The organism is Shewanella waksmanii ATCC BAA-643 (assembly GCF_000518805.1).
Taxonomy (GTDB): domain Bacteria; phylum Pseudomonadota; class Gammaproteobacteria; order Enterobacterales; family Shewanellaceae; genus Shewanella; species Shewanella waksmanii.
Window position 1 is genome coordinate 1 of sequence record NZ_JAEH01000043.1, and the last position, 14,210, is coordinate 14,210.

Annotated in this window: 13 protein-coding genes; 1 reads left to right on the forward strand and 12 read right to left on the reverse strand. The window is 45.8% G+C overall.

All coding sequences use genetic code 11. From position 1 onward, the window contains the following. Window positions 1-42: 42 nt before the first annotated feature. The gene (gene recA / locus L865_RS0115445) at window positions 43-1,104 is read right to left on the reverse strand and encodes a recombinase RecA (RefSeq protein ID WP_028774059.1); all 1,062 of its coding nucleotides are present in this window, start codon (window positions 1,102-1,104) and stop codon (window positions 43-45) included. Window positions 1,105-1,452: 348 nt separating this feature from the next. Here recA and mutS point away from each other — a divergent pair, with 348 nt between their 5' ends. After that, window positions 1,453-3,975, forward strand: coding sequence for a DNA mismatch repair protein MutS (gene mutS / locus L865_RS0115450; protein ID WP_051484651.1), 2,523 nt, complete (start codon window positions 1,453-1,455; stop codon window positions 3,973-3,975). 133 nt (window positions 3,976-4,108) lie between these two features. Here mutS and rpoS read toward each other — a convergent pair whose 3' ends face one another. The 11 genes from rpoS to mazG all read right to left on the reverse strand — a co-directional run bounded on the left by rpoS (window position 4,109) and on the right by mazG (window position 14,191). Further along, on the reverse strand, window positions 4,109-5,080 hold the full coding sequence (gene rpoS, locus L865_RS0115455) for an RNA polymerase sigma factor RpoS (RefSeq protein ID WP_028774061.1): 972 nt from the start codon (window positions 5,078-5,080) through the stop codon (window positions 4,109-4,111). Between the two features lie 80 nt (window positions 5,081-5,160). Further along, window positions 5,161-6,075 carry a peptidoglycan DD-metalloendopeptidase family protein gene (locus L865_RS0115460; RefSeq protein ID WP_037471338.1) on the reverse strand — a complete coding sequence of 305 codons (915 nt, stop codon included), beginning with the start codon at window positions 6,073-6,075 and terminating at the stop codon, window positions 5,161-5,163. A 49-nt stretch (window positions 6,076-6,124) separates the two neighbouring features. Next, complete coding sequence (locus L865_RS0115465) at window positions 6,125-6,760, reverse strand: protein-L-isoaspartate(D-aspartate) O-methyltransferase (protein ID WP_028774063.1); 636 nt, start codon at window positions 6,758-6,760, stop codon at window positions 6,125-6,127. Then, complete coding sequence (gene surE, locus L865_RS0115470; protein WP_028774064.1) at window positions 6,757-7,506, reverse strand: 5'/3'-nucleotidase SurE; 750 nt, start codon at window positions 7,504-7,506, stop codon at window positions 6,757-6,759. Before surE ends, L865_RS0115465 begins: the two co-directional genes overlap by 4 nt. Then, complete coding sequence (truD, locus tag L865_RS0115475; protein WP_028774065.1) at window positions 7,499-8,563, reverse strand: tRNA pseudouridine(13) synthase TruD; 1,065 nt, start codon at window positions 8,561-8,563, stop codon at window positions 7,499-7,501. The genes surE and truD overlap by 8 nt, the downstream gene beginning before the upstream one ends. Window positions 8,564-8,567: 4 nt before the next feature. Then, window positions 8,568-9,050, reverse strand: a complete 483-nt coding sequence (gene ispF / locus L865_RS0115480) for a 2-C-methyl-D-erythritol 2,4-cyclodiphosphate synthase (RefSeq protein ID WP_028774066.1) — start codon at window positions 9,048-9,050, stop codon at window positions 8,568-8,570. A gap of 27 nt (window positions 9,051-9,077) precedes the next feature. Next, window positions 9,078-9,776: a 2-C-methyl-D-erythritol 4-phosphate cytidylyltransferase gene (gene ispD, locus L865_RS0115485; protein ID WP_028774067.1), complete on the reverse strand. Its 699-nt coding sequence runs from the start codon at window positions 9,774-9,776 to the stop codon at window positions 9,078-9,080. Window positions 9,777-9,809: 33 nt separating this feature from the next. Beyond that, the gene (gene ftsB / locus L865_RS0115490) at window positions 9,810-10,112 is read right to left on the reverse strand and encodes a cell division protein FtsB (protein ID WP_028774068.1); all 303 of its coding nucleotides are present in this window, start codon (window positions 10,110-10,112) and stop codon (window positions 9,810-9,812) included. Between the two features lie 105 nt (window positions 10,113-10,217). After that, window positions 10,218-11,519: a phosphopyruvate hydratase gene (eno, locus tag L865_RS0115495; protein ID WP_028774069.1), complete on the reverse strand. Its 1,302-nt coding sequence runs from the start codon at window positions 11,517-11,519 to the stop codon at window positions 10,218-10,220. Between the two features lie 127 nt (window positions 11,520-11,646). Then, complete coding sequence (locus L865_RS0115500) at window positions 11,647-13,284, reverse strand: CTP synthase (protein WP_028774070.1); 1,638 nt, start codon at window positions 13,282-13,284, stop codon at window positions 11,647-11,649. A gap of 109 nt (window positions 13,285-13,393) precedes the next feature. Further along, a complete protein-coding gene (mazG, locus tag L865_RS0115505; RefSeq protein WP_028774071.1) occupies window positions 13,394-14,191 on the reverse strand; it encodes a nucleoside triphosphate pyrophosphohydrolase in 798 nt (265 codons plus the stop codon). Window positions 14,192-14,210 lie beyond the last annotated feature (19 nt).

Below are 14,210 nucleotides of genomic sequence, written 5' to 3' on the forward strand. Positions count from 1 at the left end.
GCTCCCCCTTAGCCATGTATAACTATCTTAGTGACGGCTTGGTTAGAAAACCTCGCCAGTCTCCATATCGATATTTTCATCACCGGTAGCAGATTCAGCAACTGCTTCACCGCTGCTCAGTAACATGGCACGTAAAGCCGCTTCAATTTCAGCTGAAATCTCTGGATTTTCAATCAGGTATTTACCTGCATTGGCACGCCCTTGACCGATTTTGCTACCTTTATAGCTGTACCAAGCACCGGCTTTCTCTACGAGTTTATGGGCTACGCCTAGGTCAACTAGCTCACCGGTACGGTTAATCCCTTCACCATATAAAATTTGGAACTCTGCTTGTTTAAATGGTGCAGCAATTTTGTTCTTAACCACTTTAACGCGGGTTTCATTACCAATCACTTCGTCGCGATCTTTAATGGCACCGGTGCGGCGAATATCTAAACGGACTGAGGCATAAAACTTCAGTGCGTTACCGCCGGTTGTGGTTTCTGGGTTACCGAACATCACACCAATTTTCATACGAATTTGGTTAATGAAAATCAGCAAAGTATTTGACTGCTTGAGGTTACCAGCAAGCTTTCGCATTGCTTGGCTCATCATACGGGCAGCAAGACCCATATGAGAATCACCAATCTCACCTTCAATTTCAGCTTTAGGGGTCAATGCCGCTACCGAGTCAACAATGATAACGTCGACGGCACCAGAGCGGGTTAACGCATCACAAATCTCTAATGCTTGCTCACCGGTATCTGGCTGTGAACAAAGCAAGTTATCGATATCAACACCTAGCTTTTGCGCATAAATCGGGTCTAATGCGTGCTCAGCATCGATAAAGGCACACACTTTACCTTCACGTTGAGCTGCTGCAATAACTTCTAGCGTTAATGTCGTTTTACCTGAAGATTCTGGACCGTAAATCTCTACGATACGCCCCATTGGTAAACCACCTGCGCCCAAAGCAACGTCAAGAGAAAGTGAACCGGTAGAAATAGTTTCAACATCCATCGAGCGGTTTTCACCTAGCTTCATGATAGAGCCTTTACCAAACTGCTTCTCAATTTGGCCTAGTACCGCTGTCAGTGCTTTCTCTTTATTCGCATCAATACTCATAGGTTTTCCTCTTAATCACAGCCTTTGCTGTGCGAACTGTGTGGTGCTGAGCTGGCGTTTGTCTCGCTAGCAGCCTCAATATGCAAACTAGTATACTGTACAATCATACAGTATCAAGTACTGTTGATGATTATTTTTTATCTGCTGGTGAATTTGGCTTTGCTCAATGGCTAAGCGACGGAATCGTTTCGCGGGTATTTTTTTATTAATTAGCCGCCATCGACAGCTAATCCTTGCTAATATTGGCAACATATTTTGTGTCGCCAGTCGACGACCTAGTGACAATCGCGGTAGGAACGGTTCAGAGTGAATAAAGCAACAACTCAACATTTAGAAAAACACACACCCATGATGCGTCAGTATCTGACCTTAAAAGCAGAAACTCCCGATATGCTTTTATTCTATCGGATGGGTGATTTTTATGAGTTATTTTATGACGATGCCAAACTGGCATCTGAATTATTAGGCATTTCACTTACCGCCCGCGGCAAAAGTGGCGGAGACCCCATTCCGATGGCTGGTATCCCCTACCATGCTGTTGAGGGCTACTTAGCAAAATTGGTTCAGCTGCGTGTCTCGGTTGCAATTTGCGAGCAGATTGGCGATCCGGCCACCTCTAAAGGACCGGTAGAGCGCAAAGTTGTCCGAATAGTGACCCCTGGTACATTGACTGATGAAGCGCTATTACAAGAGCGTCAAGACAACTTGCTCGCTGCGGTTTATCACGGTAAGACAGGGTTTGGATATGCCACCTTAGATATCTCATCAGGCCGGTTTATCGTTACCGAACTTGATACTTCTGAAGCATTAGAAGCAGAACTACAACGCACCAATCCAGCAGAGCTACTGTATAGCGAAGACTTTAGTGAGATGGCGTTAATCAACCGCTTTAGTGGTAAACGCCGCCGCCCCGAATGGGAGTTTGATTTTGATACCTGTCAGCAACTGCTGCTCGACCAATTTGGCACCAAGGACTTATATGGCTTTGGACTGGGTGAAGTGCGTTTATCGATTCAGGCTGCAGGTTGTTTAGTTCAATATGTGAAAGATACCCAGCGCACCGCGCTACCGCATATCAACTCGATCAGCCGCTTTGATCAGTACGACAGCATTATTTTGGATGCCGCGACCCGTAAAAACCTTGAGCTGACCTGTAACCTGCAAGGCGGCAGTAGCAATACTTTATCTGCCGTTCTAGATAATACCACCACTGCGATGGGCAGCCGCATGCTGCAACGTTGGATACATGAACCGCTACGCGACCACAACGTACTTCGCGCCCGCCACGATGCTGTCGATGAGCTGTTGAACTCTGGGTTATTTAGCGATCTTTCTGAGCAACTAAAGCAACTCGGAGATGTTGAGCGGATCACTGCTCGCTTGGCTCTGCGCAGCGCGCGACCACGTGATTTCGCTCGTTTACGTCAAGCATTAGGGGCACTACCGCAGCTCCAAACGACCTTAGGTCAATGCCAAAGTGATCACTTGCAAAAGCTTGCAAGCTTATTGGGTGAATTCCCCGAAGAGCATGCACTGCTATGCCGAGCTATCGTTGATAATCCACCTATGTTGATCCGTGATGGCGGTGTTTTGAAGCCAGGCTATGATGCCCAGCTTGATCAATGGCGTGATTTAAGTCAGGGCGCCACTGACTATTTAGATGAATTGGAAGCCAGAGAAAAAGCCGCAACCGGCGCTTCAACCCTCAAAGTCGGCTACAACCGAGTACACGGCTACTATATTGAGGTCAGCCGGCGTGAGTCTGATTTGGTGCCTATGAGCTATCAGCGCAGGCAAACACTCAAAAATACTGAGCGTTACATCGTTGCTGAACTTAAAGAACATGAAGAAAAGGTGTTATCCAGTCAAGGTAAAGCGCTGGCGCTAGAGAAGCAGCTTTGGGAAGCTTTGTTCGATCAGATATTACCCAAGTTAGCGCAACTGCAACAGTTTGGCCGCGCCGCAGCAGAGCTTGATGTAATTTGTAATTTTGCAGAACGGGCAGAGAGCTTAGGCTACCGTCGTCCTGAACTGGTTGCCGAAATTGGTATTGATATCGAAGCGGGCCGCCACCCTGTTGTCGAACAAGTGAGTCAAACGCCTTTTATCGCTAACCCAGTTGGTTTATCACCGCAAAAAAGTATGTTGGTGGTCACCGGCCCTAACATGGGCGGTAAATCAACTTACATGCGCCAAGTCGCGCTGATCACCTTGATGACCCATATTGGTAGCTTTGTTCCAGCCCAAAAAGCCACGATTGGCCCCATTGATCGTATCTTTACCCGTATTGGCGCTGCCGATGATCTCGCATCGGGACGCTCAACCTTCATGGTTGAAATGACAGAAACCGCTAACATTCTGCACAATGCCACCCCTGAAAGTTTGGTGCTAATGGATGAAATAGGCCGAGGTACCTCCACCTATGATGGATTGTCATTAGCTTGGTCTGCGGCAGAACATTTAGCCACCAAACTAAAATCGCTCACGTTATTTGCAACTCACTACTTCGAATTGACCCAACTACCTGAGCAGATAGCGAACATTGCTAATGTACATTTGGATGCGATTGAGCATGGTGACACCATTGTATTTATGCACGCGGTACAATCTGGCGCAGCGAGTAAGAGTTATGGTTTGCAAGTGGCCGCTTTGGCTGGCGTACCCAATAATGTAGTTAAAGCCGCAAAGCAAAAACTCGCACACTTGGAAAGTCGCGATCATCAAGCACTTGAAGCGCATATCCAACCAGTACTGGATTTCCAGGCACCCGAAACCTCTGCCGCATTGGATAAGCTAGATAGCATCAACCCCGATGATTTCTCACCTCGCCAAGCGCTTGAACTTCTCTATCAATTGAAGAAAAACAGGTAACTCGATATAAAGCATAAAAAAAGCGCACTATTAAGTGCGCTTTTTATCATCTGTCAATGGTTTGCCAAATACTTGAATGCTGGACAAGATACTCACCAAAAACAGATGTTTTACCCTGTGTAGGCCTAAGCCATTACATTTTAAAAATTGCTTCTACTGACAGTCCTTGTGCTCCTAACAAATCTTTCAGTCGCTTTAATGCTTCCACTTGGATCTGTCTAACACGTTCGCGGGTCAAACCAATCTCTTTACCCACATTTTCTAATGTCGAAGGCTCGTAACCTAATAAGCCAAATCGGCGCGCTAGCACTTCTCTTTGCTTACTATTAAGTTCATCTAACCAACGTACTACTGACTTAGACATGTCTTCATCTTGTACTTTATAATCTGGTCCTACACTATCATCGTCCGCTAATACATCGAGCAAGGCTTTATCATTGTCGCCACCTAAGGGGGTATCGACAGAAGTAATACGCTCGTTAAGCTTAAGCATTCTGCTTACATCACTGCTGGGCAAATCAAGTTTCTCAGCAATCTCTTCCGCTGTTGGCTCATGGTCCAATTTATGCGCCAGTTCGCGGGCCGTTCTGAGGTAAACATTGAGTTCTTTGACCACATGGATTGGCAGTCGAATAGTGCGAGTTTGATTCATGATTGCCCGTTCAATAGTTTGACGGATCCACCATGTTGCATAGGTCGAAAAACGAAATCCGCGTTCTGGATCGAACTTTTCTACGGCACGAATTAAGCCTAAATTACCTTCTTCAATAAGGTCGAGTAATGCTAATCCACGATTGTTATATCGGCGCGCTATTTTAACAACGAGTCTGAGGTTACTTTCAATCATGCGATTGCGGGACTTTTCACAGCCTTTGAGGGACTTACGCGAAAAATAAACTTCTTCTTCTGCACTAAGAAGTGGGGAAAAACCTATTTCGCTTAGATACAGCTGAGTGGCATCTAAGTTTTTTTGCATATCATCTTGAACTTGTGCTTCTAATTCTGATTCCTTGCCTGCCTCCTTGGTTTTAGATTCAACTTCCGACTCGTTCTTCGACAAGTCGACTAAGGGCTCCGCTACTGCGGTTGATGTTTTACGACCCATAATATGATCTCCCAAATTTTAAATACGCTAAATTACTGCACTTTCTTATCCTCCAATTGCCAATGCGGCACCCAAACTAATTATTGCTTGGGTAAATATTTAAGTGGGTCAACAGACTTTCCATGGTATCGAATTTCAAAATGTAACATGACTCGATTGGCACCTGTTTGGCCCATTTTTGCTACCGTTTGTCCAACGGTTACATACTGTTTTTCTTTCACTAAAATCTGATCTGCATGTGCATATGCACTTAAGTAATCATCACTGTGCTTAATAATGACTAAATTGCCATAACCACGTAGCGCGTTACCTGCATATACCACTCTGCCATCTGCAGCTGCTTTAATGATATCGCCTCTAGAGCCAGCGATTTTAATACCTTTATTGCCTTGCTCTGTCGCAGAAAAACGTCCGATCAATTTGCCATTCACCGGCCAATGCCATTTATACACTTTATTTGGTAATGTCGACTTTGGCTTGTGAATAATCTGGTTAACATTTTGTTGACCAGTTGTTACAGAGTACGCAGAGTTTTTGTTTGAATCAAGCGATTTTTCAGTTTTTTGTGCTGCACTATTTTGGGGCGTTGATTTTGCAGTAACTTGCTGTTTTTGTGCCGTATTTGAAGATTTCTGTGCAACTTTTGTATTACTTTTACTGCTGGTTTGGCTCTTTGGTTTATTTGTAACGCTAGATGTCGTATTAAGGCTTAATACCTGTCCAGGGTAGATGGTATAAGGCTTCTTAAGGTTGTTCTTGCGCGCCACATCAACAAAATCTTTGTTGGCGGCCCAAGCGATAGAATAAAGAGTATCTCCCTTACGCACCTGATATTGGCTTGAAGTTAAGCCACCACGTGAATATGACTTTTTAACCGGCGTTGTGACAGACACAACCGGTGCAGGGCGATCAGACTGAAAGCTACAACCCGCTAGCGTAAAGCAACATGCCGCTATAATTGTACCGTATTGTAATAAACCCAAGCGCAACCACATCACCTCTTCTGCTAATCGACCTATCCAACCACTGCTATCAGCTCAGTGCTTAGGCTAAGTCACCATTGACTAACGGCACAAAATTTACCATCTCAATAGTTTCTGACAAAAATTGCCCTTGCTGGCGCGTTACTTTTAATAACTGCTGCGTTTGCTCACCAACAGGGATAATCAAAATACCGCCCTCGGCCAGCTGCTCTAATAAAGCTTGCGGGATCTGGCTCGCTGCCGCTGTAACCATAATGGCATCAAAAGGCCCTTTATTAGCCCAGCCGCGCCAACCATCACCATACTTAAATGACACATTATGTAAATCAAGTCGCTTCAGACGTTGTCGAGCCTGAATTTGCAGCGCCTTTATTCGCTCAACAGTGCATAACTGATCAACCAGCTGCGCTAGAATCGCTGCTTGGTAGCCAGAGCCAGTGCCAATTTCCAACACCTTTTTAGGACGCTGTTCAAGCAATAGCTCTGTCATTCTCGCCACGATATAGGGCTGAGAAATCGTCTGTCCTTGGCCAATTGGCAATGCTGTGTTTTCATAGGCCTTATGCCCAAGTGCCGCATCTAAAAATAGCTCTCTTGGGGTATGTGCCACCGCATTCAAAACAGCCTGACTTTGAATACCAGCATCCCCAAGACGTTTTGCTAAGTTAATTGCCGATGCAGTTGCTACACCATTCATAGTTTATCTATCCATTGCTGCATTTTTTTGATCTGCTCAAATGCGGTTAAATCGACGGTTAAAGGGGTGATTGAAACATACCCATTGGCGACCGCATAAAAGTCGGTTCCTTCGCTGGCATCTTGCTCTTCACCGGGGGGGCCTAGCCAGAAAATCTCTTTACCTGCTGGGTCTGTTGTTCGCACCATACCTTCTGCCCGATGCCTGGCACCTAGACGCGTAATTTGCACGCCTTTTATCTCGCTCAATGGCAGATCAGGTACGTTAACGTTCAAAATTTGGTCTTGCGCTATTGGTTGCTCTATTAGCTTTTTAACTATTTTACAGGCGTAGTGGGCAGCCGTATCGTAGTGTTGCAACTGTTTACCCACCAATGACACAGCCATTGCTGGTAAACCTAAAAAGCGCCCTTCCATGGCGGCGGCGACCGTACCCGAATACAAGGTATCATCGCCCATATTGGCACCGGCATTAATACCAGACACCACCATATCAGGCTCGTGCTCATACAGCTCTCTAATCGCTAAATGAACACAGTCTGTCGGTGTACCGCTGACAGCCACAAAACCGTTTTCTAACGTATTAATTCTTAAAGGGTTAGTCAAGGTTAGCGAATTACTCGCGCCAGAGCAATTTCGATCTGGTCCAACGGTCATCACTTCAAATTCATTTGCAAGCGCATGAGAAAGCGCCACAATGCCTGGTGCCGTCACGCCATCATCATTGCTAACCAAGATTTTAATCATTTTTTTGCTCTAATTGCTGTTGTTGTCTTAAGGCATATTCGCGGGCATTGACGTCTTCATAAACGGCGACTTCGCGCAGTACCGAGGTAGCAAAACATCCCGCTGGTAGGGCAAACTTTATCACCACAGTGTCATCACTGACTTGGTAACTCAGTTGTTCTGGCTGCAACAGCAATGCACGGCGCTCTTGATCTAGGCCTGCCTTTTCTAAACCGATACAGTCATCATTAAAGGGCTCGGCAACTTGGGCTTCAAACTGGGCTGCATCGCCTTGTGCTAAGGCGCTACCGCGTCCCCACAGCGGGCAAGATAAGACGATATCCCTACGCTGCAATCGCTCGACTAAGGTGTCATCCCATTGCTCTGCAACAAAATAGCTACGCGTGCCAGCTAACATCACGCAATCACCGGTCAGTGTGTCTGTACCGTGGGAGGCAATGCGCGCGGCAACATGTTGATTAAACAGATTTGAGCGTACCGCCGATAAATAAAAGCTACGCTTATTGCGGTCTTTCACCCGTTTACCACTTAGCATTTGTCGGCCGAATACCAAATTTTTGCCATTGTGACCAAAACGCTGCTCGCCAAAATAGTTTGGCACACCATGCTGTTTAATTAACTCTAGTCGTGCCACCACAGCCTGTGGGTCACTGACTTTTCGCAAGGTAATAGTAAAGCGGTTACCAGAAAGCGCACCTGTACGCAGCTTCTTGATGTGGCGGCCACTGCTAAGCACAGTAATCTGCTCACTATTGAGCTGCTGCCAATCCGGGGTTTCTTTACCCGGGATTCGCACACCAAACCACTGCTCGGTAATGGCATTTTTATCTTTTTGCCCTGCGACGGTAACCTCTTTAGGGTGTACACCTGCAAAGCTCGATATTTTCTTCGCCACATCCGCTGTATTGAGTCCATCCTTACGAATATGAATTAAATGATGCTCCCCTTCACCAGAAGGCAAAAAGGGTAATATTTCTTGTACTAGAAGATCAGCGTTACTGGTGCGAATATCAGCGGTAGCGCTAGGCTCACCATGTAGGTAGGCTAAATCTGTCATCAAATTATCCTTTGGCAACCATCAGCACTACGGCTTCAACCGCAATCCCTTCTTTACGACCAGTAAAACCGAGTTTTTCTGTTGTGGTCGCTTTAACATTGATTTGCGCTAACGTTGCTTGCAAATCATCAGCCAGAACAGCACGAATTGCATCGATATGAGGCAGCATTTTTGGTGCTTGTGCTATCACAGTGACATCAAGATTGCCGACAACAAAGCCCTGCTGTTGTGCCAATTGGTAGCAGTGGCGCAATAATACTCGGCTGTCTGCGCCCTTAAAATCAGGATCAGTATCAGGAAAGTGCTTGCCGATATCCCCCAAAGCCATTGCCCCTAATATCGCATCGCTAATCGCATGCAATACCACATCACCATCAGAATGGGCAATTAATCCAGTCTCATAAGGGACTTCTACACCACCTAGAATAAGCGGCAGTTCTCCACCAAATTTGTGGACGTCAAAACCATGGCCAATTCGAATATTCATTGATTACTTTCTCTAAGTGGATGTGAATTAAGTAGACTGCCGAGCACTAAGAAACAGCTCAGCCAAACGCAGATCATCAGGGTGAGTGACTTTAATATTATCAGCGCGGCCCGTCACCATGCCGGGATTGACTCCTGCATGCTCCATAGCAGAAGCTTCGTCGGTGATTTGTAGCCCAGCGGCCAGTCCCTGACGTAAATGCTTCGCGAGCTGCTGCGCGGGGAAAAACTGAGGTGTCAGCGCATGCCATAAACTTTGACGGTCGACGGTAGCGCAAATGGTGCCATTGCCATTAGTGCGTTTCATGGTGTCACGCACGGGGGCGCCTAGAATCGCACCTTGTGGGTACATGCTTTGTGAAGCAATTAATTTATCAATATCACTGTGGGTTAAACAGGGCCGCGCTGCATCATGAACCAGCGCCCACGCATTGGGGTCGCACATGGCTAATGCCGCCAGTACCGAGTCTGCACGCTCTTTACCACCCAAGGTTGTGCGCAGCTTAGCATGGGACGCTTGAGTCAATTGGCAAAAAAATTGGTCATCAGGGTTTAGCGCAACAATCACTTGTGCAATTTGCGGATGCGATAATAAACAATCAAGCGTATGGGCCAATATTGGTTGGCCATTGAGCGGCAAGTATTGCTTGGGAATGTCGGCACCCATACGGCTGCCAATACCGGCTGCCGGCACGATAGCCACAACCTTAGTGTCAACTGAGTTCATCTGTCATGCTCGTGATTAACTAGAGTGGAAAGATTATTCATTAGCATCGGAAAGATCCCGTTGCTGGCCGCCCACAACTCTAAAAAAGGTTTCACCTTGTTTCACCATGCCGAGCTCATTCCTTGCTCGCTCTTCAAGGGCCTCAGTACCACTACGCAGGTCGCTTATTTCCTCTTTCAGAACCTGATTGCGTTCAACCAGCTTGGCATTACTCGCTTGCTGCAAAGTAATTTGTTCCTGTAAGTGAAAAGTTTCTGGCAAGCTATTACCACCGAACCAGAGTCGGTATTGTAACAAACCCAAAAGTAGCACCAGCAATACAAGCACGCGTTTCATCGGTAGGTAGACAGATCCGCAGGTGAAAAATTAATAGCTAAGATATTACAACAAAAAAGGCCACCAAGTGGCGGCCTTTTTTACTTAAATCAGCAAATCATTCGATTATGCTTGACCTTTAACCTCTTTAAGACCGTTATAAGGTGCTTTTTCACCTAACTGCTCTTCGATACGCAGTAGTTGGTTGTACTTAGCAACACGGTCACTACGGCTTAGTGAGCCAGTCTTAATTTGGCCCGCTGCGGTACCCACAGCTAAATCGGCAATAGTCGCATCTTCAGTTTCACCACTACGGTGAGAAATAACAACAGTGAAGCCTGCATCTTTAGCCATCTTGATTGCAGCAAGCGTTTCAGTTAATGAGCCGATTTGGTTGAACTTAATTAGGATTGAGTTAGCAATACCATTGTCGATACCACGCTTCAAAATCTTAGTGTTAGTAACAAACAGATCGTCACCTACCAATTGGATTTTGTCACCCAACAGTTTAGTTTGGTGTGCAAAGCCATCCCAATCAGACTCATCAAGACCATCTTCAATTGAAACAATTGGGTATTGGTTAGTAAGATCTTGTAGGAAGTAGTTGAACTCTTCAGAAGTAAACTTCTTACCTTCACCTTTAAGGTCATAGATGTTGGCTTCTTTGTCATAAAACTCAGAGGCAGCACAATCCATCGCTAAGGTGATGTCTTTACCTAGCTCGTAACCCGCGTTAGCTACCGCAACTTTAATCGCTGCTAGTGCAGATGCATTTGATGGCAGGTTTGGCGCGAAACCACCTTCATCACCCACTGCAGTAGAGTGGCCGTCAGCTTTTAGTACTTTTGCTAGGCTATGGAAAACTTCTGCGCCCATGCGTAGGCCTTCACGGAAGTTAGCAGCACCAACAGGTTGAATCATAAATTCTTGAATATCAACAGAGTTATCAGCATGTTCACCACCATTGATGATGTTCATCATCGGCAGTGGCATAGAATAAACACCAGAAGTACCATTTAGGTCTGCAATGTGTGCATATAGTGGCACTTTCTTAGATGCTGCGGCGGCTTTAGCTGCAGCAAGTGAAACTGCCAAAATCGCATTCGCGCCAAATTTAGCTTTGTTTTCAGTGCCGTCTAAATCAATCATGATTTGGTCAAGCTCGGCTTGAGCAAGTGCATCTTTGCCTTTCAGGGCTTCAGCAATTGGGCCATTTACAGCTTCAACGGCTTTTAATACACCTTTACCTAAATAACGCGCTTTATCACCGTCACGTAGCTCTAACGCTTCACGCGAACCGGTCGATGCACCTGATGGCGCCGCAGCCATACCGATAACACCATCTTCTAAGTGTACTTCGGCTTCAACGGTTGGGTTACCACGAGAATCCATGATTTCGCGACCGATAACGTTAATAATCTTAGCCATAATTTCCTCGACTTTAAGTTTAAAAAATAAATTGAAAATAAAATAAAACTAAAATAGGTGCAGCAGAATTTACACGCTGAAAACAAAAAACCGCCTCCGAATAACGGAAGCGGTTTTGCTGATTAAGTTAGCCTAAATCGCGTTTTTGATAGGCGGTTGCTGCAGCAACAAAGCCCTCAAATAGTGGCTGACCATCACGTGGGGTCGATGTAAATTCTGGGTGGAATTGACCAGCGACAAACCAAGGGTGGTTTGGCAGCTCAATCATTTCAACTAGCTGGCGATCTGATGATAGACCACTGAAAACAAGCCCCGCTTTTTCTAATCTTTCTCTATAACCGTTATTCACTTCATAACGGTGACGATGACGCTCAACACAAGTCACACCTTTATAGGCGTCGGCAGCTTTAGTGCCTTCTTTTAGGTGACATAGTTGTGCACCAAGACGCATAGTACCACCAAGGTCTGAAGCTTCATGGCGCTGCTCAACATTGCCTTCTTCATCAATCCACTCAGTGATCAAGCCAACAACAGGGTGTGGCGTCTCTTTATTAAATTCAGTTGAATGCGCGCCTTCAAGACCCGCTACATGGCGAGCAAACTCAATTAGCGCAACCTGCATACCTAAACAAATACCGAAATAAGGCAGGTTGTTTTCACGGGCATATTTAGCTGCGTAAATCTTACCTTCAACACCGCGCTCACCGAAACCACCTGGAACAAGAATACCGTCTAGGCCTTCAAGTACTTCATCGCCTTTAGCTTCAACGGTTTGTGAATCAATATACTTGATATTCACTGACACACGGTTAAACAAACCAGCGTGCTTTAATGCTTCATTGACCGACTTATACGCATCTGGTAGTTCAATATACTTACCTACCATACCAATGGTGACTTCACCGGTTGGGTTGGCTTCTTGATAGATAACTTGTTCCCACTCATGTAGGTCAGCTTCAGCGCAAGTTAGGCCAAAGCGCTTAGTGACTAAGTCATCTAAGCCTTGTGCTTTCAATAGCGCAGGAATTTTGTAGATACTGTCGACATCTTTTAGTGAGATAACCGCACGCTCTTCTACATTACAGAACAATGAGATTTTAGCTTTCTCGTTGGCTGGAATTGCACGGTCGCCACGACAAACCAATACATCTGGTGCAATACCAATTGAACGTAGCTCTTTTACAGAGTGTTGAGTTGGTTTGGTTTTCACTTCACCCGCAGCGCCCAAAAACGGCACTAAGGTTAAATGCATAAATAAGGTGCGGTCACGTCCTAGTTCAACACCTAATTGACGAATAGACTCTAGGAAAGGCAGTGACTCAATATCACCTACCGTACCACCAATCTCAACGATAGCGACATCATGGCCTTCACCACCTTCAATCACTTTTTCTTTAATCGCATTGGTAATGTGCGGAATAACCTGAATGGTTGCACCTAAATAATCACCACGACGCTCTTTACGAAGTACTTCTTCGTAGATGCGACCTGTAGTGAAGTTGTTACGACGGTTCATCTTGGTACGAATGAAACGCTCGTAGTGACCTAAGTCTAAGTCAGTTTCAGCGCCATCTTCAGTCACGAATACTTCACCGTGCTGAGTTGGGCTCATGGTACCTGGATCCAAGTTAATATAAGGATCCAGCTTCATAATGGTTACGTTAAGGCCTCTAGCCTCTAAAATTGCCGCTAATGATGCTGCTGCAATGCCTTTACCTAGTGATGAAACCACGCCACCAGTAACGAAGATATACCTTGTAGTCATGCTGAACCTGAGAAAATGAGTTGAAATATGTGCTTGTATGAAAGCACTAGGACGGGGCAATATTATAACAAAGCCAGTGGCCTTCGACAAATAGCTTCGGCGATAATTTTTAGCTTTTTACTGCTTCTTGCTGCTTGACTTGTTCCCAGTATCGATCTAGCTCTGCTAACGTGTGTTGCTGCAACGGCTTATTATTTTCAGCCGCTAGCTGCTCTACCCCACGAAAACGGCGCTCAAATTTACGATTTGCCTGGCGCAATGCTTGTTCTGGATCCACCTGTAAATGCCGAGATAGATTGACTACGGCAAACAGTAAGTCGCCCATTTCATCAACCACCTTGTCTTGGTCAATATCGGCCGCGTTAACTTCAGCCAACACCTCATCTACCTCTTCATGGATTTTCGCGACAACAGGGTCTAGCTCATCCCAATCGAAACCAACTCGGGCCACGCGTTTTTGAATTTTGGCCGCTCGCTTCAGTGCCGGCAATGCTTGCGGCACATCATCGAGTACAGAGTGAAGCTCCCGCTCGCTGCGCTCTTGCGACTTTACCGCTTCCCAATTGGCGTTAACTTGCGCTGAACTTGCGCTGTCGATATCTGCAAATACATGGGGGTGACGACGAATCAGCTTATCGCTTATTTGTTGTACGACATCAGAGAAATCAAATAAGCCGGCCTCTTTGCCTAACTGGCAATAAAATACCACTTGAAACAGCAAATCACCCAACTCGCTGGGTAACTCAGCCATATCCATTCGCTCGATGGCATCGGCAACTTCGTAGGCTTCTTCAATGGTAAAGGGCACAATGCTTGAAAAAGACTGGGCTTTATCCCACGGACAGCCAGTTTGCGGATCGCGTAACTTTGTCATAATGGTTAGCAATTGCTCGACATTATGCGCCATACACGCGCTCCTTTTTCAT

Coding starts and splice junctions, on each gene's coding strand:
- recA (WP_028774059.1), bottom strand. CDS start 1,104: ATGAGTATTGATGCGAATAAAGAGAAAGCACTGACAGCGGTACTAGGC.
- mutS (WP_051484651.1), top strand. CDS start 1,453: ATGATGCGTCAGTATCTGACCTTAAAAGCAGAAACTCCCGATATGCTT.
- rpoS (WP_028774061.1), bottom strand. CDS start 5,080: ATGGGTCGTAAAACATCAACCGCAGTAGCGGAGCCCTTAGTCGACTTG.
- L865_RS0115460 (WP_037471338.1), bottom strand. CDS start 6,075: ATGTGGTTGCGCTTGGGTTTATTACAATACGGTACAATTATAGCGGCA.
- L865_RS0115465 (WP_028774063.1), bottom strand. CDS start 6,760: ATGAATGGTGTAGCAACTGCATCGGCAATTAACTTAGCAAAACGTCTT.
- surE (WP_028774064.1), bottom strand. CDS start 7,506: ATGATTAAAATCTTGGTTAGCAATGATGATGGCGTGACGGCACCAGGC.
- truD (WP_028774065.1), bottom strand. CDS start 8,563: ATGACAGATTTAGCCTACCTACATGGTGAGCCTAGCGCTACCGCTGAT.
- ispF (WP_028774066.1), bottom strand. CDS start 9,050: ATGAATATTCGAATTGGCCATGGTTTTGACGTCCACAAATTTGGTGGA.
- ispD (WP_028774067.1), bottom strand. CDS start 9,776: ATGAACTCAGTTGACACTAAGGTTGTGGCTATCGTGCCGGCAGCCGGT.
- ftsB (WP_028774068.1), bottom strand. CDS start 10,112: ATGAAACGCGTGCTTGTATTGCTGGTGCTACTTTTGGGTTTGTTACAA.
- eno (WP_028774069.1), bottom strand. CDS start 11,519: ATGGCTAAGATTATTAACGTTATCGGTCGCGAAATCATGGATTCTCGT.
- L865_RS0115500 (WP_028774070.1), bottom strand. CDS start 13,284: ATGACTACAAGGTATATCTTCGTTACTGGTGGCGTGGTTTCATCACTA.
- mazG (WP_028774071.1), bottom strand. CDS start 14,191: ATGGCGCATAATGTCGAGCAATTGCTAACCATTATGACAAAGTTACGC.